General features: G+C 67.0%; 17 protein-coding genes. 11 read left to right on the forward strand and 6 right to left on the reverse strand.

The features are described from left to right. Window positions 1–208: 208 nt before the first annotated feature. Together EJ903_RS16485 and EJ903_RS16490 are read left to right on the forward strand one after the other, a co-directional pair. Window positions 209–604, forward strand: coding sequence for a hypothetical protein (locus EJ903_RS16485; protein ID WP_126617406.1), 396 nt, complete (start codon window positions 209–211; stop codon window positions 602–604). A 50-nt stretch (window positions 605–654) separates the two neighbouring features. Further along, the gene (locus EJ903_RS16490; protein WP_246015662.1) at window positions 655–1,116 is read left to right on the forward strand and encodes a hypothetical protein; all 462 of its coding nucleotides are present in this window, start codon (window positions 655–657) and stop codon (window positions 1,114–1,116) included. Window positions 1,117–1,128: 12 nt separating this feature from the next. On the opposite strand, the gene EJ903_RS16495 is transcribed toward EJ903_RS16490, so the two are convergent. Both EJ903_RS16495 and EJ903_RS16500 read right to left on the reverse strand, forming a co-directional pair. Continuing rightward, window positions 1,129–2,208 (reverse strand): HD domain-containing phosphohydrolase, encoded by a 1,080-nt coding sequence (locus tag EJ903_RS16495; RefSeq protein WP_126617408.1) that lies wholly within the window; start codon window positions 2,206–2,208, stop codon window positions 1,129–1,131. Continuing rightward, window positions 2,205–2,633 carry a response regulator gene (locus EJ903_RS16500; protein WP_126617410.1) on the reverse strand — a complete coding sequence of 143 codons (429 nt, stop codon included), beginning with the start codon at window positions 2,631–2,633 and terminating at the stop codon, window positions 2,205–2,207. The genes EJ903_RS16495 and EJ903_RS16500 overlap by 4 nt, the downstream gene beginning before the upstream one ends. Window positions 2,634–2,995: 362 nt before the next feature. On the opposite strand from EJ903_RS16500, the gene EJ903_RS16505 reads away from it, so the two are divergent. From EJ903_RS16505 to EJ903_RS16520, 4 genes are all read left to right on the forward strand, one after another. After that, window positions 2,996–3,694 (forward strand): response regulator transcription factor, encoded by a 699-nt coding sequence (locus EJ903_RS16505; RefSeq protein ID WP_126617411.1) that lies wholly within the window; start codon window positions 2,996–2,998, stop codon window positions 3,692–3,694. A 176-nt stretch (window positions 3,695–3,870) separates the two neighbouring features. Then, window positions 3,871–5,706, forward strand: a complete 1,836-nt coding sequence (locus EJ903_RS16510; protein ID WP_126617413.1) for a PAS domain-containing protein — start codon at window positions 3,871–3,873, stop codon at window positions 5,704–5,706. After that, the gene (locus EJ903_RS16515) at window positions 5,706–9,005 is read left to right on the forward strand and encodes a PAS domain S-box protein (RefSeq protein WP_126617415.1); all 3,300 of its coding nucleotides are present in this window, start codon (window positions 5,706–5,708) and stop codon (window positions 9,003–9,005) included. The genes EJ903_RS16510 and EJ903_RS16515 overlap by 1 nt, the downstream gene beginning before the upstream one ends. A gap of 166 nt (window positions 9,006–9,171) precedes the next feature. Further along, the gene (locus EJ903_RS16520) at window positions 9,172–11,229 is read left to right on the forward strand and encodes a methyl-accepting chemotaxis protein (protein ID WP_126617417.1); all 2,058 of its coding nucleotides are present in this window, start codon (window positions 9,172–9,174) and stop codon (window positions 11,227–11,229) included. A gap of 98 nt (window positions 11,230–11,327) precedes the next feature. Here the strand turns inward: EJ903_RS16520 and EJ903_RS16525 are convergent, their stop codons facing one another. Continuing rightward, on the reverse strand, window positions 11,328–11,582 hold the full coding sequence (locus tag EJ903_RS16525) for a hypothetical protein (RefSeq protein ID WP_126617419.1): 255 nt from the start codon (window positions 11,580–11,582) through the stop codon (window positions 11,328–11,330). Window positions 11,583–12,017: 435 nt separating this feature from the next. Between EJ903_RS16525 and EJ903_RS16530 the strand changes: the two genes are divergently transcribed. Continuing rightward, window positions 12,018–13,442, forward strand: a complete 1,425-nt coding sequence (locus EJ903_RS16530; RefSeq protein ID WP_126617421.1) for a S41 family peptidase — start codon at window positions 12,018–12,020, stop codon at window positions 13,440–13,442. 46 nt (window positions 13,443–13,488) lie between these two features. Here the strand turns inward: EJ903_RS16530 and EJ903_RS16535 are convergent, their stop codons facing one another. Beyond that, entirely contained in the window at window positions 13,489–14,235 is a 747-nt protein-coding gene (locus tag EJ903_RS16535) for an SDR family oxidoreductase (protein WP_126617423.1), read from the reverse strand. Between the two features lie 202 nt (window positions 14,236–14,437). On the opposite strand from EJ903_RS16535, the gene EJ903_RS16540 reads away from it, so the two are divergent. After that, window positions 14,438–14,647, forward strand: a complete 210-nt coding sequence (locus tag EJ903_RS16540; protein WP_126617425.1) for a hypothetical protein — start codon at window positions 14,438–14,440, stop codon at window positions 14,645–14,647. Window positions 14,648–14,743: 96 nt separating this feature from the next. On the opposite strand, the gene EJ903_RS16545 is transcribed toward EJ903_RS16540, so the two are convergent. Continuing rightward, a complete protein-coding gene (locus tag EJ903_RS16545; RefSeq protein WP_246015664.1) occupies window positions 14,744–14,977 on the reverse strand; it encodes a hypothetical protein in 234 nt (77 codons plus the stop codon). Between the two features lie 351 nt (window positions 14,978–15,328). On the opposite strand from EJ903_RS16545, the gene EJ903_RS16550 reads away from it, so the two are divergent. After that, window positions 15,329–16,579, forward strand: coding sequence for an allantoate amidohydrolase (locus tag EJ903_RS16550; RefSeq protein WP_126617427.1), 1,251 nt, complete (start codon window positions 15,329–15,331; stop codon window positions 16,577–16,579). Next, on the forward strand, window positions 16,576–17,817 hold the full coding sequence (locus tag EJ903_RS16555; protein WP_126617429.1) for a M20/M25/M40 family metallo-hydrolase: 1,242 nt from the start codon (window positions 16,576–16,578) through the stop codon (window positions 17,815–17,817). The genes EJ903_RS16550 and EJ903_RS16555 overlap by 4 nt, the downstream gene beginning before the upstream one ends. Before the next feature lie 52 nt (window positions 17,818–17,869). On the opposite strand, the gene EJ903_RS16560 is transcribed toward EJ903_RS16555, so the two are convergent. Then, window positions 17,870–18,505 carry a YitT family protein gene (locus EJ903_RS16560; protein ID WP_246015666.1) on the reverse strand — a complete coding sequence of 212 codons (636 nt, stop codon included), beginning with the start codon at window positions 18,503–18,505 and terminating at the stop codon, window positions 17,870–17,872. Between the two features lie 218 nt (window positions 18,506–18,723). On the opposite strand from EJ903_RS16560, the gene EJ903_RS16565 reads away from it, so the two are divergent. Beyond that, window positions 18,724–19,362 (forward strand): LysE family translocator, encoded by a 639-nt coding sequence (locus tag EJ903_RS16565; RefSeq protein WP_126617431.1) that lies wholly within the window; start codon window positions 18,724–18,726, stop codon window positions 19,360–19,362. Window positions 19,363–19,376 lie beyond the last annotated feature (14 nt).

A 19,376-nucleotide genomic window follows, 5' to 3' on the forward strand; every position in this document is an offset into this window, starting at 1 on the left:
CGGATTGTTTGCGGGCAAAGGCGTTGGTGCTTTTGCCCGCAATTTCCCCTTTTTGATGGTGGTGTTGACTGCATCAACACGCAAAAGTCTGTTTCGGGGGCAGAAGAAGCCACGGGGGGCAACGACTTTTTGCGAATCGCGCAACGGAACTGTTGGCGCGCGGCGGATGGTCGGCTAGCTTTCTAAAGAGCAAACCGGAGCACGCATCGTGGAACACGCTTTGGCCGAAAAAAACCGCGAATGGACGTATCTGCGCATGGGCAAGGCCCCCGCCTCTGTCCGAGTCGCTGATTTCGAACGCGAGGGAAAGCGCATCATCGCCTTCCTGGAGCAGACCGACATTGCCAAACGCGCGGGTGCTCCGCTCAACGCCGTCAACGAATGGCCGAACATCGCCCAAACCTACGCCGACGAGCAGGGCATTCCCCTGAGCGATGCCTATTGGTACGAGGTCAACCCGCGCCGTTTCGCCAACGGCCGCCCGAACGTGTCCGAATATCTGCCCGGCCGCAACGAGTGGCGGTTTGAAACCAGCATCCCGCTGGCCCGCGCCATCGTTGAACAGTTGGGCTATGATCCCGACACCTTGCCGCTCGACATCTGATCCGCTGCGCAAGGCGGGGGCCGTGCCCGCCTTGCGCCCGTGACTTTTTCGTGTCCCCCCTGTTGGCCATCGGGGTTCCGGTGTATCCTGCCGGGCTGATGGTGGTCGCGGTGTTCGCGGTCGGGAGAGGAACGATGAAGGCGCTGCGGCGGTCGTTGGGTCTTGGTGCGATGGGCGTTGCCGCTTTGCTGGCGCTGGTGCCGGTGCAGGCTCTGGCGCGCGGGTCGGTGACGGTGGACATCGGCATCGGTGGCTATTACCCGGCCTATCCCTACCCGCATCATCACCGGCACTCTTATTACCCGCCGCCGCCGATGGTGGTCTATCCGGCCCCGCCGGTGGTGGTCTATGAACCGCCGCCGCGCGTCATCTACGCGCCGCCGCCCGTGCAAGTGCGCAACACCGCGCAGTGCCGCGAGTATCAAAGCACGGTGATGGTGGGCGGTCGTCCCCAATCCAGCTACGGGACCGCCTGCCTGCAACCCGATGGGACGTGGCGCATCGTCGATTGATGGCGTGCGGGGCTAATGAAGTTCTTCCGGGTGCAACTCGGGCGGATGATTCAGCTTGTACGCCTCCTCATAGACATTGTGGATGGCGCACACCTCATCCCAGCGTTCGATGAAGGCATCGACAAAGGCCGGGTCGAAATGGGTGCCCCGGTTGGCTTCCAGAAAGTTGCGGGCGGCCTCCAACGTCCAGGATCGTTTGTAGGGCCGGGTTGAGGTCAGCGCGTCGAACACGTCGGCCACCGCCACGATCCGCCCGGCGACCGGGATGGCGCTTCCCGCCAAGCCGTTGGGATAGCCGGTCCCGTCGTATTTCTCATGATGGGTCAGGGCGATTTCGGCGGCCATCTGCAACAGCGGCACGTCGCTGCCCGCCAGAATGCGGTGGCCGATGGATGCGTGCTGGCGCATGATCGACAATTCTGCCGGTGTCAGGCGGCCCGGTTTCAGCAGGATCATGTCGGGAATGCCGATCTTGCCGACGTCGTGCATCGGGGCGGCTTTCACCAAATTGGTGCAGAACTCGCGGTCATAGCCCGCAGCCTCGGCGATCAGGCGGGAGTAGCGCGACATCCGTTCCAGGTGCGACCCGGTTTCGGGATCGCGGTATTCGGCCGCACAGGACAGGCGGAGCACCAACTCCTCCCCCTGGCGTTGCAGCGCCGCCGTGATCCGCTGCACCTCCGCCGCCAGCAGGGCGGCCCGGTCGCGCAGCAGGGCGCGGCTTTGGCGCAGGGCCAGCAGGTTGCGCAGCCGGGCCTGCACCTCCGGGATGATGATCGGTTTAGTCAGAAAGTCGTTGCACCCTTCGTCCAGCGCGCGGATGCGGGTGTCCACGCTGGTGTCGGCGGTGACGATGATGACCGGAACGGCGTCCAGGCTCTTGTTCTGGCGCACCCGCTGCAACAGGGTGATGCCGTCCATGTCCGGCATCATCTGGTCCAGCAGGATCAGGTCGGGTTCGTTGCTGTCCAGCCAGGCCAGCGCCTCGATCGGGTTGGAAAAGGTGATGGGTTCGGCGTCGTCCAGGCGGCGGACGACAGCGGCCATGATGATGAGATTGGTGTGGTCGTCGTCGACGATCAGGACATTCATGTCCGCTGTTCCTTTTGCCGGGCGTCCAGCAAGGCCCGCACGGTGTCGAGCAGCACGGCGATGTCCACCGGCTTCTCAAAGGCGGCGTCCGCCCCCAGCAGGCGGGCCATGCCGGGCAGTTCCATCCGCAACCGGACGCTGCCGCCCGAGACGGCGATCAGCGGTGGGCGGCTGGGCGCGCTTTTGACCCGTTGGATGATCTCGTAACCATCGGCTTCGGGCATGATGATGTCGGTCAGAACCAGATCCACGCTGTGGGTCTGAAACGCAGACAACGCGGTGCGACCGTTGTTCGCCTCGTGAACGATGTAACCGGCCCGGGTCAACGCGGTGCTCACCATTCCGCGAAAATCGGGATCGTCATCGACCAACAGGATGTGGCTGGGGCTGGTCCTTGGCCGCAACTCATACATGGTCATTTCCATGGCGTCGATCCTTGCTGTCCACCGGGATGGGCGGCGGTTCGGCGGCGTGAGCCGGGGGTGGGCTGGGGCAAAAGATCGCTGCTCCAAAAGACGGGTGGTCCCTCCATCCGGGCGGGGTTGGACAACCACAGGGTCGCTTTTTCCTGGCCTCAGAGTACAGCCATTTTTGGGAATCCTGACCGGGCATGAAGGATAACGGGGCATGGCAATGGGATATCCGGGGATAATATCCCCTCGCCATCAGGGGGTGGACAATGGTCGAACACACGGTCATTGCACCACATTTCCGCTTTTATATTCGACTTTGGTGCTACACTCCGGGCAGGGATGGGTGTGCGGATGCCGGGCGGCGGAGGCGGTCGATGAAGATTCTGGTGGTGGACGACCACCCCTTGTTTCGGGACGCTTTGGAGTTGTCCATTCGTCAGGCGTGGGCGGACGCCGACATTGTGTCAATCGGATCGCTCGACGGTGTCGGGGCGGCGCGTTTCGACCTGATCGTGTTGGATTGGCGGATGCCCGGCGGGGGCGGTGCCGATCCCTTCACCCGTCTGCGCCGCGCCGGTGTTGAGGGGCCGGTCGCCGTCGTCACCGGTGCCGAGGATCTCGACACGGCGATTGAAGTGTTGCGCAGTGGCGCGGACGCCTTTTTGCCCAAAACAACACCCCGTCGGGTGCTGGCCCAGGCGCTGCGCCTGGTGGCCGAGGGGGGGAGCTTCTTTCCCCGGGACGTCGCCTTGGAACTGCTCAGTCAGTCCGGCACTCTGGGAGAGAGCGACGCCGGTGCGGCGGAGGAGCAGGGCGATGGGGCCGACGCCGATGGCGAATCCGACTTTGGCGTGTCCTCTCCGCTGACCGAGCGGGAGGAGCAGGTGCTGGGCATGCTGGCCACCGGGGCCACCAACAAGGAGATCGGCCGCCAGCTCAGCTTGCAGGAGGTGACGGTGAAGCTGCACACCCGCCGCATCCTGCGCAAATTGGGCGCACGCAACCGCACGGACGCGGTCCGTCGGGCGCAGGAAGCGGGCCTTTTGACCCATGGGTTGAGCGCTGCGTCCTGATCGATGCCGGGGCCGACGCTGACGGCGCGGGGGGGGCACCACCGTGCTTTCCCTAACTGTTCCTTTCCGATCAACACGATATTGTACTCCCTTGCGCCGCTGCACCCCGGTGTCCGCACCGGCTTTCGGCGTCCATCTGTCATCGGCGACGTGTTGCCCGAAACGATGAGTGATTGATGCCAGTGACCCCACCGCCCTCCAACGCCGCCGTCGGGATGTCCAACGGGAAGGTTTTCGTCGTGGCCCCGTTGGTCGCGGCGGGCGTGGTGGGGATGCTGGCCCTGTGGATGTCTCCAGCGGGTGGGGAACGGGCGGCGCTGATCTGGCTGTTTGCCGCGTCGGCGGCGTTGGCCGGCTCGGGCCTGTTCGCCCTGTTCGCCGCGCGTCGGGAGGTGCGGCGGCTGGAGCGGGAGTTGCGCCGCGAAAAGGCGGCGGCCGCGTGGCGGGAGGACGCCGTCCGCGCGGCCTTGCTGGACGACGAGGCCGACGACACGACCGACCGCCCCGACGGGGAGGCGGCGTTGACGGCGGCGGCCCTGCGCGCCGCCTTCGATGCGGCCGGGGAAGCGATGGTCGTCCTGGACTCCGACCATTGGGTGATCGCCCGCAACCCGGCGGCGGCGACTCTGCTGGGGGCGGCGGCGGCCCCGGAAACCCGATGGGACGACGACACGGTCTGGCCGTCGCCGGTCACGCCGCTGCGGCTGCCGTTGCCCGACGGCGGGGTTCTGTTGCTTGGTCGGGATCGGGCGCAGGACCGTGTCCGCGCCGTCCAGCTCGACCGCATGGACGCCGCCGCCGATCTGGCGGGCATGATCGTGCACGATGTCAACAACACCTTGGGCGCGGTTGCTGGGTACGCGGATTTCCTGGTGGCCGATTTGCCCGCCGGGTCGGTTCAAGCCGGTTACGCCGCCCGCATCCTGGCGGCCACCGACCGCAGCAAAACGGGTCTGCGCCATCTTCTGTCCTCCCTGCGCGAGATGCCGGTCGATCTGCAACCCCTGTCCGCAGTTGCGGTTTTGGGGGAGGTGGATCGGCTGTTGCGGGGTGCCGGGGGGGCGATCCCGTCGCTGCGCAACGAGGCGGGGGGGGTGGAGGGCGTTGGCGACAGCGCCCTTCTGGGTCAGGCGTTGGTTGGCTTTGTTCTCGATGGCGGTGCGGGCGGGGCTGCGCCGCCCGACGAGGTGGGAAGCGCGCCCGTTTCCGATCGCAAGCTTGTGTTGTCCGCCCGCTGGAGTGGGGCGGATGATGCCCTGCGTGCCCCCGTGGGGTGGACCTGCCACCCGCTGTTGCCGCCATGCCCGCGCGCGCATTTGCTGTTCGAACTGCATCTGCCACCACTCGCGCGGTCCGTTCCGCCGCTGACGGTTGCCCAGATTCGCGGGCTGACGGATCCGTTGATGCTCACGCGCAACCACGGTCGCGCTGGGGGAGCGGGGGACGCTCCCCCCTCGATTCTGGCGGTGGCCCGGGCGATCGATGGCGGCGTTGTCATCTGGACCCACCCCGGCGAGGGGACCGTGCTGCGGCTGTTCGTTCCGTTGGCGGCCTCGTCGCTCGCGGTGGCGGAAACCCCGGCCCGTCCCGTCACCCATCATGTGCTGGTGGTGGATGAGGTGCGGGCCAGCGGCGACCGCGTGTCCATCGGGTTGGAGCGGTTGGGCTATGAGGTGGCCGTGTGCGAAAGCGCGGCGGACGCGCTGGAAATCCTGGTGGATGAACCGGGCTTTTTCGACGTTGCCGTCGTGGCTGGACCGTCGGCGGGCGGCATGACCGCGCTGTCCCTGATCGGGCGGTTCAAGGCGCTGCGCCCCGATTTGCCCTGCATCCTGTGCACCGATTCCATGCCTGGCCGGGTTGGCGGCGGTGCCGTCCCGCAGGAACCGGATGGCCTGGACGGTGTGGACCGATGTCTTGGCGCGCCCGTCGATCTGGCCCGTCTGGCCGATGCCATCACCCGGTTGGTTGGCCCGTTGCCGGATCGTTCCACAGGGGACGAGGCCCTGTGATGAGGGCGCGCGGTCAGCATCACCGCTTCACCGTCGCTGTGTGGGCGGGAACGCTGTTGCTGGCTGTTTCCCTGTGGCTGGTCGCCCTGATGTTGGTGCGGCGGGACGAGTCGGACACCATGGCGCGGGCGGAGCGTGACACCGGCAACCTGGCCCGGGTGGTGGCTGAACAGACCTCCCGTGCGGTGGCCGAGGCCGATCAGGTGCTGTTGTTTCTGATTGACGAATTGCAGACCCATGTTCCGCGCGCCAATCATGACATCCGTGACTTGATCCGCAACGCGGTGCTGCGGTCGAGCATTCTGGTCCAGATCGCGGTGATCGATGAGCGCGGCGATCTGGTGATGACCAGCGTGGAGGACGCGCCGACGCGGGTGCATTTGGGGGACCGGGAGCATTTCCGCGTGCATGTGGCCGACCCCGCTGCGGGCCTGTTCATCGGCAAGCCGGTGTTCGGACGGGCATCGGGCAAATGGTCGATTCAACTGACCCGGCGGATCGACAAGCCGGATGGTGGTTTTGCCGGCGTGATCGTCGCGTCGATGGATCCGTTTTATTTCAGCCGATCCTTGGAAAATCTGGATGTTGGGCCGGATGGTGTGGTCGCGATCATCGGCAAGGATGGCGTCCTGCGCGCGCGCTCGATCCTGAACGAGCAGATCATCGGTCAGGATGTCAGCCAGTCCCAAACCGTGCGCGAGGCGATGGTCAAGCCCAAGGGCTTTCTGCGGGTCAGCAGCGTCATCGATCGCATTCCCCGGCTGCAATCCTATCGTGTGCTGAACGATTATCCGTTGATCGTCACCGCCGCCTTTGGCGAGGGCGCGTTTCTGGCCGACACCCGGCTGCGTCAGCGCGTCTACATCATCGGCGCGGCGGTCAGCAGCGTCGGGTTGATGGGGTTGGCGTTGCTGGCGACCCGGCAATCGGCCCGTCTGGCCGCCTCGGCCCAACGGTTGACCGACAGCGAGCAGCGCTTTCGCGACCAGGCGGAAACGGCGTCCGACTGGTTTTGGGAGATGGACGCCGACCTGCGCTTTTCCCGCCTGATTGGTCCGCTGGTCCCCCAGACGGCCGATGGTGCCCTGCCCATTGGCCTGAAGCGCGAGGATGTTGCCCTGCGTGAACCGGGCGATGCGGCCAAATGGGTTGAGCATCAGGGGGCAATGGACCGGCGGGAATCGTTCCGCAATTTCCGCTATCGGGTGAAAACCCCTGGCGGTGTTCGTTACTTCAGCGTCAGCGGTCGTCCGATCTGGAGCGAGGATGGCGTGTTCCTGGGGTATCGCGGATCGGCGACCGACATCACCGAACGGGAGTTGTCGGCGCTCCGGCTGCAATCCAGCGAGGCGCGGTACCGCGCCATGTTCTCGTCGGTTGGACAGCCCATTGTCACCATTGACGAGGCTGGGGTGGTGGATGCCGTCAACCCGGCGGCGGAGCGGTTGTTCGGTTACGCCGCGCGCGAGGTGGTGGGCGGATCACTGGCACGGTTGCTGCCCAGCGCCTTCTCCGTGGCTTCCGATGGACGGCTGGAGTTCTACCGCAGCGTCGGCGCGATGATGCCCTTGTCGGACGTCCGCGATTTTGTCGGGCGGCGCAAGGACGGCAGCGAATTCCCGATCGAGGTGACGTTGGCCGGCTGGCGCAATGGCGACCGCAGTTATTACACCGCCGCCTTGCGCGACATCACCGCCCAGCGCGAGATCGAAGCCAGCCTGCGCCGCGCCAAGGAGGCCGCCGATCACGCCAACCGGATGAAAAGCGAGTTTCTGGCGACGATGAGCCACGAAATCCGAACCCCGATGAACGGGGTGCTGGGTGCCCTGGCGCTGGTGGATGGTCCCAACCTCGACACCGATCAACGCCAGATGCTGGACATCGCCAACCGGTCGGGCCACGCGCTGTTGCAGATCATCGACGACATTCTGGATTTGTCGAAGCTGGAAGCGGGGAAGGTCGAGGTCGAGCCGCTGGATTTCGACACCCGCGTCACGCTGGGCGAAATTGTGCAGTTGCTGCACCCAACCGCCAGCGGGCGGTCCCTGTCGCTGGAGGCGACGGTGGATCCGGCGGTGCCGGTCCGGGCGCGGGCGGATGTCCGCCGCATCCGTCAGGTGTTGGTCAATCTGATTGGGAATGCGTTGAAATTCACCGATCAGGGTGGGGTGTCGGTGCGGGTGTCGTTGGAGGAACCGGTGCGGGCCGATGGCGGGTTTGTTCTGCGGTTCGAGGTGCAGGACACCGGCATCGGCATTCCCGCCGAGGTGTTGCCAAACCTGTTCCGCCGCTTCACACAGGCCGACAGCTCCACCACGCGGCGGTTCGGCGGCACCGGGTTGGGGCTGGCGATCAGCCGGGAACTGGTCACGGTGATGGGTGGGCGCATCGGCGTGCGCAGTGGTGAGGGGGCAGGCAGCACCTTCTGGTTCATCGTCCCCTGTCAGGCGGCGGCTCCGGTGACGGAGGTGCCGACGGGCCAGCGCGAGCCTTCGGTCCCGTCTGCGCCACCGTCCGTCATCACCCCGCGCCGTTTGCGGGTCCTGGTGGTGGAGGACAACGACATCAACCGCGACATCGTGCTGACCATGCTGGAGCGGGCCGGTCATCAGGCGGTCGCGGTTGGCGATGGGGCGCAGGCGGTGCGCGCGGTGCAGGAGCAGCCGTTCGATTTGGTTCTGATGGATGTGCAGATGCCGGTGATGGACGGAATCACCGCCACCCGCTGCATCCGCGCCCTGCCGGGGGCGGTGGCCCGCATCCCCATCGTCGCGCTGACCGGCAACGCCATGCCGGACCAGCAGGCGGAGTATCGTGACGCCGGCATGACCGCGTATCTCGCCAAACCCATCGCCACCGCCGACCTGTTCACCCTGCTTGCGACCCTGTCCGCCGGGGGCGCGTCGGAGCCGTTGGGGGCTGTGACCGCCCCGGTCGGTGGCGCTGCGGTCGGGTTGATGCCGCCGAACGATGAGGTGATCGACCGTCGACACACCGAGTCCCTGCGCGGGGCGGTGGGGGCGGCGGCGTGGGGGCAGGCAACCGCCAGCTTTGCCGAGACGGCGCACAAGATCGTGGCGCAGCTGCGCGCGGTGGCGGACGCCGATCCGGTGGCGGTTTCGGCTCTGGCCCACAATCTGAAGGGAACCGCCGCCAACATCGGCGCGCTGCGGCTGAGCCGAGCCGCCGCCCGGCTGGAAAAATGCGACTTCCCCGATGATTGGCCGCCGTTGCTCGATGACCTTGACGCCGCGTTGACGGACACCTTGGCGGCCCTGTCCGCCGACGCGATGGCCTGATCGTTGGGGTGATTCGGCGGTTTCGGGGTCAATGCGCCTTTTTGATGGGCAGTTTCGTTACGCCATAGTAATCTGAACCACCGTTTTCTTGCGATTGGCGCTCCAGCGCCAATTGTGAAAATCGTTCGCAAACATACGATTGAATTTCACGGGTGTGGCGTTGGTCATGGGCATTCTTCATATCATTTCAATTCGGGCGAAGGTCGTTGCGGTCGCGGTGTTTGTGTTCACCGCCGTCGGCCTGTCCTCGCTGCTCACCATGCGGGATCTGGACCAGCAAACCACCCATTTGACCGCGATCCAGCAGGCCACCGACGATGTGGTTGCCCGCGTGGTCCCGCTGGTGTCGGTGGTGGCGGACATCCGTTACGACGTGGCCCAGACCCAGCAATGGTTGACCGACATTTCGGCCACGCGCGGGCAGGACGGGCTGGACGATGGCGAGAAGAAGGCCGCCGACTACGCCAAGGCGTTCGAGGAGCACACCGCCACCGCCGCCAAGCTGGCGCGCGCCCTTGGTTTGACCGAGGTGGTGCGCCAGATCGAGGACACCAAGCGCGCCTATGGCCCGTTCTATGAGATGGGCAAGCGGATGGCGCGGGCCTACATCGACGGCGGCCCGGCGGCGGGCAACACCATCATGGGCAAGTTCGACAGCGTGGCCGACGCCATGGGCGACAGCCTGGAAAAGCTGGGCAACAGCGTGGTGGCCGTCAGCGGCGCACGGATGACCAGCCTGACCGGGGCGATCACCGAGGTGCAACGGGTTTCCGACGGTTTGCGTTTGACCTTGATCGGGGCCGGGCTGGTCATTGCCCTGATGGCGGCGGCCTGTGTGCTGTTTCTGGAAGCGGCGATGATCCGCCCGCTGGAGCGGCTGCGCCGGGTCATGGTCGATCTGGCGGGCGGTCGTCTGGACGTGACGGTCGGCATGGAAGAACGCCGCGACGAGTTGGGTCACATGGCCGACACGGTGCGGGTGTTCCAGAGTGCCGCGCAGGAGAACGCCCGGCTGCGCGCCGCCCAGGACGAATTGCGCGAGCGGGGCGAGGAGGAGCGGCGCAAGGCCCTGGCGGCGATGGCCGACAAGGTGGAGCACGAAACCCGCGTCGCCGTGGACAAGGTGGCGGAAAGCACCGGGCGGATGAGCGGCAACGCCGGGGCGATGTCGGACTCGGCGGTCCAGGTCAGCGACAACGCCCAGAACGTTGCCGCCGCCGCCGAACAGGCGCTGACCAACGCCGAAACCGTCGCGGCGGCCACCGAAGAGCTGTCGGCGGCGATCAGCGACATCGGCCATCAGGTGGCGACCGCCGCCACGGTGACGGGCCGCGCGGTGGACCGGTCGGGCACGGCCCGCGCCACCATCGAAAAGCTGTCGGCGTCGGTGGAACGGATCGGCGCGGTGGCCCGTCTCATCAACGACATCGCCAGCCAGACCAACCTGCTGGCGCTGAACGCCACGATTGAAGCCGCCCGCGCGGGCGAGGCCGGGCGCGGCTTCGCCGTGGTCGCCAACGAGGTGAAGAATCTCGCCAACCAGACCGCGAAATCGACCGAGGAGATCAGCGCGCTGATTGGCGAGGTCGAAAGCGTGACCGCCAACGCCGTTGGAGCGGTGACGGAGGTGGCCGAAACGATCAACGAAGTGTCCACCATTTCGTCCTCCATCGCCGCAGCGGTGGAAGAGCAGGCGGCGGCCACGCACGAGATCGCCCGCTCGGTCGCCCAGACCAGCGACGCCGCCAAGGAGGTGTCGCGCCGCATCGCCCGTGTGTCGGCGGAGGCCTCCGCCACCCAAAACCGGGCCAACGAGGTGCGCACCATCGCCGACGACGTGGCCGGTGGCATCGACAGCCTGCGCAATGTGTTGGTCCGCGTCGTCCGCACCTCCACCACCGATGTCGACCGTCGCCGCCGCCCCCGTTTCGCCGTGTCGATCAGCGGTGCGGTGGAAGTGGGCGCGCGCGGGCCGGTGCGCGTGCGGGTGGCCAACCTGTCCTCGGGCGGGGCAATGCTGGTGGACGGCCCGGATGCGGCGGCGGGCGGCACGCTGGTGTTGCGCGTCGATGGCCTGTCGCGGCCGGTGCCTTGCCGGGTCAAATCCAGCGAGAACGGTCGAATCCACGTCAAGTTCGACCTGACCGCCACCGATCAGGAGTGGGTGGATCGCGAGGTCGGTCGGTTGACGCGTGGTTTGACGCCGATGGAAAACGCCGCCTGACGCTGTGACGGCGGCCTCAACCGGCTGGAACAAAGAAAAGCCCTGCCGACCGGGAACGGGTCGGCGGGGCTTTTTGTTGCCGGGAGAACGGTTCGCGGTCAGTCCAGGCCGCTCAACAGGCGTTGCAGGCGGGCGAGATCAACATATTGATGCGGGCGCTGTTGCAGCAGGTCAGGCGACGCCTGGGCGTTTTCCCGCGCGCATTCGGCGACGTACCGCACCAGAAGACTGCGCATGACTTCGGACAGCGGTGTTTGCCGTTGACGCGCGTAATTCTTGGCCGCCATCTTGACCTGATGATCGACGCGCAGCGAAATTGTCGCTTTCCTTGGATGAAACGCGTCTCCGATCATGATGAACACCCATCAAGTTTGCCGATGCACCATGATTGGATATTTCAGATTCGGCGGGGATACAAGAACAGGCGGCGCGGATTCGATTCTTTTCTGGGGATGATGGGGTGAGCATTTCTGTGAATATCTGTGGATAAGTTTTTGAGCCTGGGTCTTCTCCACAGAATCTGTGGATAGATGTGTGCGCAAGCGCCGAACAAGACTCCCGCCGCCCTTGGGAATCGCCAACACCGCCTGTGGATGAGTGGGTTTGCTTAAAAAATAGGCACACGTAACGCGCCAGAGGTCGGCTTCCGCCGCACCCGTCACCGGTCCGCCCACCCTTTGAGATTGCCGAAACGCCGTGATAGGGTGCCATCCACCGCGAACCCTCTGGTACCATATGAGATGCGAGTGATTCCGTCGGGATTCCCGGCCTGTCGAGAGGGGCTTAGGATGGCGAAGTTGCTGGCGGCCCTGCTGCTGATGATGGTGGCGATCGGTCCCGCCTGCGCGGTTGCGCCGATCAACCGGGCCGACACGAACGCCGCGCTGGAACGCTATCGCGCTGAATTCGCCAAGACGCGCGGCGCTGGCACGCTGTCCACCGCCGACCGCAACTATGTGCTGTTTGCCGACGCTCTGCGCCGGGTGTTGACGGAACATGTGAAGACCTATGACCCGCAGGTGCTGGTGGACAAGGCGCTGGTGGGGTTGGCCAAGAAGAAGACGGACAACCCGCGTGCCACCGACCGCGCCCTGACCGAAGCGGCGCTGGACAGCATGCTGGGCACGCTCGATCCCTATTCCAGCTTCCTCGACGCCGAGCGTTACCGGTATCTGCGCGAACAGACCCAGGGCGAGTTCGGCGGGTTGGGGATCGAGGTGACGATGGACGAGGCCAGCGGCCTGATCCGCGTCGTCTCCCCCATCGACGGCTCCCCCGCCGCGCGCGCCGGGCTGCGCAGCGGCGATCTGATCGCCAAGATCGACGAGGTGGCGGTCAAGGGCCTCAATCTTCAGGACGCGGTGGCGCGCATGCGCGGGCCGGTGGGCAGCGCCGTGGCGCTGACCCTGCGCCGTCCGCCCGCGACCGAGCCGACGACCCGCGTGTCGCTGACCCGCGCCATTGTCAAGATCCACCCGGTGCGCTACCGGCTGGAGGGTGATGTGGCCTATGTCCGCATCGCCACATTCAACCAGCAAACCACCTCGGCGCTGGAATCGGCGGTGGAGGACATGCGCCGTCAGGCGGGCGGGCGTCTCAGCGGCGCGGTGATCGATCTGCGCAACAACCCCGGTGGTCTGCTCGACCAGGCGGTCAGCGTCGCCGACCGCTTCCTGGAGGCGGTGGACATCGTCAGCGTGCGCGGGCGTGACCCGGACGAGGCGCGCTCCTTCCATGGGACCAGTGGGGATTTGCTGCCGGGGCTGCCCATCGTGCTGCTCATCAACAGCGGGTCGGCGTCGGCGTCGGAAATCGTGGCCGGTGCCATGCAGGACCATGGCCGCGCGCTGCTGTTCGGCACCCGTTCCTATGGCAAGGGGTCGGTGCAGACGATTTCGTCTCTCAGCACCGACACCGGCATCCGCTTGACCACCGCGCGCTATTTCCGCCCGTCGGGTGCGCTGGTCGATTGCTTTGGCGTGTCGCCGAACGTCGAGGTCAAACCGGCCAACGGCAACGCCGAGGAAACCCACCCGGATCCGGCCACCTGCGACCCGCACGCCCCGCCGCCGCCGCCGCCGCGCGTGTGGCGGATGGACGACATGTGTCCGGATGTTGCCAACAGCACGCCGAAGCCGGACGCCGACCGCCCGCTGGAGTGCGCCGTCGCGGCGATCCGCACCCGGCTGACCGGCACCCTGGCGGGTCGCTGAGAGGGCGGGGGCGGTGAAGAGGCGGGGCGGATGATCCGCCCCGGTGTCAGCGCCCGCCCGACACCGGGATGATGGTCCCGGTGACGTAGCTCGACCGGTCGGACAGCAGCCACGCCACCGCGTCGGCCACCTCCACCGCCGCACCGGGGCGGCCCAGCGGCACGCCGTCGGCTAGGCGGTGGACCCGGTCGGGATCGCCCGCCGTCGCGTGGATGTCGGTGTCGATCAGGCCGGGCGACACGGCGTTCACGCGGATGCCCTCCCGCCCAACCTCGCGGGCCAAGCCGATGGTCAAGGCGTCCACCGCCGCCTTGCTGGCGGCGTAATGCACCCACTCCCCACCACCACCCAGACGTGCGGCCTGGGACGACAGGTTGACGATGCTGCCCCCGGCCCCGCCCCGCGCCGTGGACAGGCGCTGCACCGCCAGTTGCGCGGCGACGAAGCAGCCTTCGACGTTGGTCGCCAGCACGCCGCGCAGCGTGTCGATGGGCAGATCGGCCACGCGGGCAAAGCCGCCGGTGATGCCCGCGTTGTTGACCAGGCCGGTCAGCGGCTCCCCGGTTCGTGCCTTCAAGGAATCGGCCAGCGCGAAGACCGCCGCGATCTGCGCCGGATCGGCGACGTCGCAGCGCGTGGCCTGCGCCCGGCCATCGCATTCGGCCACCAACCGGTCCGCCGCCGCGCGGTCGCTGTGGTAGGTGAACAGAACGCTGTGCCCGTCCGCCACCGCCCGTTTCACGATGGCGGCACCAATGCCCCGGCTGCCGCCGGTGATGAGGATGGTTCCCATATCGGCTCGTTCCGGTCCGTTTGTTCGATTCGACGATGGTTGATGAGGCCCCGCAGGGCGTGCGGAGTCCGCGCGGCTGGCCTGCGTGGGCGGTGAAAAAGGTTAACCTTTGCTTAACCGGTCGGGAGCATTGTCCCGCGATCTTTTTACACCCCCTCGCTTCACCCGTCTTGCATCACCGTTTGGAATCGAGCGCCTCATCATGGGCAACAAAACCGTCAAGCTGTCCGACAAAGTCGGCTACCGCACCGTGTCGCTGGATGACCTGCCGCGCAACGTCCGCGCCGCCGTCACCGATCTGTCGGCGAAAAACCCGGTGTCCGACATTCTGGTCGATCAGGCTGGCATGCTCTACCGCATTCACCTGACCGCGCCGGCGAACATCACCTGGGACGTTCTGGCGGTCGCCTGATCTTTCAGGCGGTGTCGGCGATCCAGCGAAGGGGCGGCACACCATCCGGTGCCGCCCCTTTTTCGTGCCGCTCTTTTCCGCCAGTCTTATCCGATGTCAGTGCACGCGCCCTTCCAGGCGGCGCAGGGCGTGGTCCAGCACGGTCAACGGGATCATCATCACCGCGCCGCACAGAACGGCGCGCACATCCTCCACATCCAGGCCGGTGGCGGCGGCGAGCGCCCCTTCGTCCATCCCGCGATCCTCGGCGATCAGGGTGATCCAGCCGGCCAGGGTTTGGGCCTGGGCCATTTGGGCGGCGGACAGGGTGAAGGAAAAGCGCCCCGACATCGGGCCGGATATCGGTGTTGCGTTTTCAAATGGATGCATTGCGAGCCTCCCCAAGACGGTGCGTGTGTCTTGTCCTCGCGCTCTTTCGCATCTGCACAATATTTTGCGTCTGCACAATGTGCGGTGCGTTTTGTTTGGTGGCGCGACGCCACCATCACAATGCGCGCGGTTCTGTTTCTCAGATAGTCTCTCCTACGTCATAGACAATGGGCGGACGCACACGCGTTGCGCCCGGTTGGCGGGCGGGCTTCGGGATTCTTTGAAACTGTCTTCACGGCATGGGGGCTAGGGAGGCGGAAAGGCTGGGCACTATGATGGCCGGTGTTTCCGTTTGTTTGGGATGATTCCCCGATGCCTCATCCGCCGCTTTCCGGGCAATCCCTTCTTGAGCGCAGCGACGCGCTGGCGGCGATCAGCGCCGACGGGGGGCGGCTGTCGCGCCATTACCTGACCCCCGAACACCGCCGCGCCAACGATCAGGTCGCCGCCTGGATGGTGGAAGCCGGGATGGCGGTGCGGGAAGACGCGCTGGGCAACATCATCGGCCGGTACGAGGGCGATGCGCCGGGCCTGCCCGCCCTGCTCATCGGCTCCCACCTCGACACCGTGCGCGACGCGGGCAAGTATGACGGCATGCTGGGCGTGCTGTCGGGCATCGCCGTCGTCGCCGATCTGCACGCGCGCGGCCGCCGCCTGCCCTTCGCCATCGAGGTCATCGGCTTTGGCGACGAGGAGGGGGTGCGCTTTCAATCCACCCTGATCGGCAGCCGCGCCATCGCCGGAACCTTCGACCCGGCGGTGCTGGACAGCCGCGACGCCGACGGCGTCCGGCTGGGCGACGCGCTGGCCGCCTTTGGTCAGGATCCCGCCGCCTGGGCCAGCGCCGCCTACCGCCCCGATCAGGTCGCGGGCTATGTCGAGCTGCACATTGAACAGGGGCCGGTGCTGGAGGCGTTGGGGCAGCCGGTGGGCGTCGTCACCGCCATCGCCGGGGCCACACGCTTGGCGGTGACGGTGGAGGGCTTTGCCGGGCACGCCGGAACCGTGCCGATGACCCTGCGCCGCGACGCGCTGGCCGCCGCCGCCGAAATGATTTTGGCGGTGGAAAGCCTGTGTTCGGGCCAGGAACGGTTGGTCGGCACCGTTGGTCGGATCGAAGCGACGCCGGGCGCGACCAACGTCATCGCCGGGCGGGTGCGCTTCACCATCGATCTGCGCGCCGACCGCGACGCCCTGCGGCTGGAGCGGGTCGCCGCCGTCCGCGCCCGGCTGGAGGCCATCGCCGACCAGCGCGGCGTGTCGGTCTCCATCGCGCCGCTGCACGACAGCCCCGCCGTGGCCTGCTGCCCCGCCCTGATGGCGCAACTGGCCCAATCGGCCCGCGCGCTGGGGCTGGAGGCCCCGGAACTGCCCAGCGGGGCCGGTCACGACGCCATGGCGGTCGCCGCGCTGACCGACATCGCCATGCTGTTCGTGCGCTGCGAACGGGGCATTTCCCACAACCCCGCCGAACGCATCACCGCCGCCGACGCCGAAACGGGCGCCCGCGTGCTCGCCCATTTCGTTGATCATTTTCAGCCCGCATCGGAAGCCCGTTCATGACCACCCCGAACACCGCTCTGTTTGCCGCTCTGGCGGACGCCGTTGACGCCGGTTTTGACGCCGAAACCCGTTTTCTGGCCGAACTGGTCAAGGTCCCGTCGGACAACCCGGCGGGCGATTGCGCCCCCCACGCCGCCCGCGCGGCGGAGCTGTTGGAGGCGATGGGCTTCACCGTGGAGCGCCACCCGGTTCCCGCCGATCTGGTCCGCGCCAACGGCATGATCAGCGCCACCAACCTGATCGTGCGCCACCGCTTCGGCGATGGCCCGACCGTGGCCCTGAACGCGCACGGCGACGTCGTGCCGCCGGGCGAGGGCTGGTCCAGCGACCCCTATGGCGCGGAGATCCGCGACGGCGTGATGTATGGGCGCGGCGTGGCCGTGTCGAAATCGGATTTCGCCACCTACGCCTTTGCCCTCAAGGCGCTGATGGCGACCGGCGCGCCGCTGGCGGGCACGGTGGAACTCCACCTGACCTATGACGAGGAGGCCGGGGGCGAGATCGGGCCGAAATGGCTGCTCGATCAGGGGTTGTCGAAACCCGATTACGCGGTGTCGGCCAGCTTCGCCTATTCGGTGGTGACGGCGCACAACGGTTGCCTGCATCTGGAGGTGCAGGTCGATGGCAAATCCGCCCACGCCGCCCGCCCCGACACCGGGTTTGACGCGCTGGAGGCGGCGAACGGCATCCTGTCCGCCCTGTACGCCCACCGGCCCGACTTGGCCAAGCAGCGTTCCGCCGTCACCGGCATCACCAGCCCGTCGCTGACCATCGGCCTGATCCAGGGCGGCATCAACACCAACGTCGTGCCGGACCGCGTCACCTTCCGCCTCGACCGCCGCATGATTCCGGAGGAAAACCCGGCGGAGGTCGAAGCCGGTCTGCGCGCCCTGATCGAACAGGCGGCGACCGGGCGCGAGGGCATCCGCGTCAGCGTCCGCCGGGTGCTGCTGGCCCGTCCCTTCCGCTCGGTCGGCGACGCGCCGCGTCTGGCCGCGCTGTTCGCCGGTCACGCCGAAGCGGTGCTGGGCCAACCGGTCGGCCAGAACGGCATCCCGCTCTACACCGACGCCCGCCATTATTCGGAAGCCGGGATCCCGACGGTGCTCTATGGGGCCGGGCCGCGCGACCTGCTGGAGGCCAACGGCCACCGCGCCGATGAAAAGCTGAAGCTGGAGGATCTGCGCAAGGCGACGTTGGTGGTGGCCCGCGCGTTGGCCGACCTGCTGGTGGCGTAAACTGGAAAAGACGCCACGGCGGTTTCGTTCCGCCGTGGCGCTTTGGCGTGAGTCAGCTTACGCCCAGATACCGGCCGGGCTTGTGGTTGATCGCCAACAGCAGATTGACGATCACCGCCCCCACCACCGACAGCAGCAGTTGGTCCGGGGCCAGCACGAAGAACGCGGCGGCCAAAATCACCAGATCGACCGCCAACTGGAAATAGCCCGCGCGCACGCCGTGGCGCTCTTGCAGATACAGCGCCAGAATGTTGATGCCGCCCAGGCCGGTGCGGTGCCGGAACAGCATCAGCATGCCGGTGCCGAACAACCCGCCGCCGATCACCGTGGCGTAGAGCGGATCGAGCCGCTCCACCCCGATCCAACCGCCGGTCAGGCGGGAAAACAGCGCGACCAGACCGACGGCGATGGCGGTGCGCAGGGTGAACATCCAGCCCATCCGCTTCCAGGCCAGCGCGTAGAACGGCACGTTGACCAGAAAGAACAGCGCGCCGAAATCCAATCGGGTGACGTAGCTGAGCAGCAGGGCCGCCCCCGCCACCCCACCGGTCAGCAGCATGGTTTTCGTGTACATCAGCATGCCCAGCGCGATGAACAGCGTGCCGAGCAGCATCGCCAACGCGTCTTCATACAGGCGATGACGCTCCACCGGCAAAGCGGGGGTGGGGGATGAGGCGGCGTCTGCCAAAATGGGCCTCCGGTGCGTCGGGATGGTTTTGCGGAATGGTTTGCGTGCAGTGCAGCAAACTCCCGCGCGGGCGACCTGTCAACGGGGCATGGTGTCAAGGCTGTGCGACCGGATCGCCGCATGGCTGCGCTGACGCTGACGACGGTTGTCGGGCGGAACTGTTCGTGGTCCCCTGATCGCCCGCACCCGCGTTTCACGCACCACCGGAGCCGCCGCCGATGACCTGGCAGACCCTCGCCTTCTTCTTCGCCACCGCCTTTTTCATCTCGGCGACTCCCGGCCCCAACATGCTGTTGGCGATGAGCCTGGGGCTGCGCTTTGGCGCGCGCCGCGCCGTGTGGGGCGGGATCGGCATGTGCGTGGCGCTGGCGATCATGGCCACGCTGTCGGCCTTCGGCCTGGGCGCGCTGCTCTCCACCTCCGTCGTCGCGTTCGAGGCGGTGCGCTGGGCCGGTGTCGCCTATCTGACCTGGCTGGGCATCGCCGCGTGGCGCGCGCCGGTGACGGAGGCCGGGCCGCGCGATGACTCCGCCGTGTCGGGTGTGGGGGAGGGTGCGCCCGTCCGCCTGTTCCTGCGCGGCATGCTGGTGGCCTTCAGCAACCCCAAGGCGTTGGTGTTCATGGCCGCGCTGTTTCCGCAATTCATCGACGCCGCCGCCCCGCTGGCTCCGCAGCTGACCGTCCTGATCGCCGCGATGACGGTGAGCGAGTTCGGTTGGATCATGGCCTACGCCATCGGTGGCGACCGGTTGGCCGCGCGGCTGACCAACGCGTCGGCGGCGCGCACGCTCAACCGGCTGACCGGTGGCCTGATGATCGGGGCCGGCGGGCTGCTGGCGCTTGCCCGCCGGGTTTGACCGTTTTTGAACGC

Source organism: Azospirillum griseum (assembly GCF_003966125.1).
Taxonomy (GTDB): domain Bacteria; phylum Pseudomonadota; class Alphaproteobacteria; order Azospirillales; family Azospirillaceae; genus Azospirillum; species Azospirillum griseum.

What these genes read in the sequence shown, in the direction of transcription:
- EJ903_RS16495 (WP_126617408.1), bottom strand. Translation starts at nt 2,208, where the DNA reads ATGAATGTCCTGATCGTCGACGACGACCACACCAATCTCATCATCATG.
- EJ903_RS16500 (WP_126617410.1), bottom strand. Translation starts at nt 2,633, where the DNA reads ATGGAAATGACCATGTATGAGTTGCGGCCAAGGACCAGCCCCAGCCAC.
- EJ903_RS16505 (WP_126617411.1), top strand. Translation starts at nt 2,996, where the DNA reads ATGAAGATTCTGGTGGTGGACGACCACCCCTTGTTTCGGGACGCTTTG.
- EJ903_RS16510 (WP_126617413.1), top strand. Translation starts at nt 3,871, where the DNA reads ATGCCAGTGACCCCACCGCCCTCCAACGCCGCCGTCGGGATGTCCAAC.
- EJ903_RS16515 (WP_126617415.1), top strand. Translation starts at nt 5,706, where the DNA reads ATGAGGGCGCGCGGTCAGCATCACCGCTTCACCGTCGCTGTGTGGGCG.
- EJ903_RS16520 (WP_126617417.1), top strand. Translation starts at nt 9,172, where the DNA reads ATGGGCATTCTTCATATCATTTCAATTCGGGCGAAGGTCGTTGCGGTC.
- EJ903_RS16525 (WP_126617419.1), bottom strand. Translation starts at nt 11,582, where the DNA reads ATGATCGGAGACGCGTTTCATCCAAGGAAAGCGACAATTTCGCTGCGC.
- EJ903_RS16530 (WP_126617421.1), top strand. Translation starts at nt 12,018, where the DNA reads ATGGCGAAGTTGCTGGCGGCCCTGCTGCTGATGATGGTGGCGATCGGT.
- EJ903_RS16535 (WP_126617423.1), bottom strand. Translation starts at nt 14,235, where the DNA reads ATGGGAACCATCCTCATCACCGGCGGCAGCCGGGGCATTGGTGCCGCC.
- EJ903_RS16540 (WP_126617425.1), top strand. Translation starts at nt 14,438, where the DNA reads ATGGGCAACAAAACCGTCAAGCTGTCCGACAAAGTCGGCTACCGCACC.
- EJ903_RS16545 (WP_246015664.1), bottom strand. Translation starts at nt 14,977, where the DNA reads ATGTCGGGGCGCTTTTCCTTCACCCTGTCCGCCGCCCAAATGGCCCAG.
- EJ903_RS16550 (WP_126617427.1), top strand. Translation starts at nt 15,329, where the DNA reads ATGCCTCATCCGCCGCTTTCCGGGCAATCCCTTCTTGAGCGCAGCGAC.
- EJ903_RS16555 (WP_126617429.1), top strand. Translation starts at nt 16,576, where the DNA reads ATGACCACCCCGAACACCGCTCTGTTTGCCGCTCTGGCGGACGCCGTT.
- EJ903_RS16565 (WP_126617431.1), top strand. Translation starts at nt 18,724, where the DNA reads ATGACCTGGCAGACCCTCGCCTTCTTCTTCGCCACCGCCTTTTTCATC.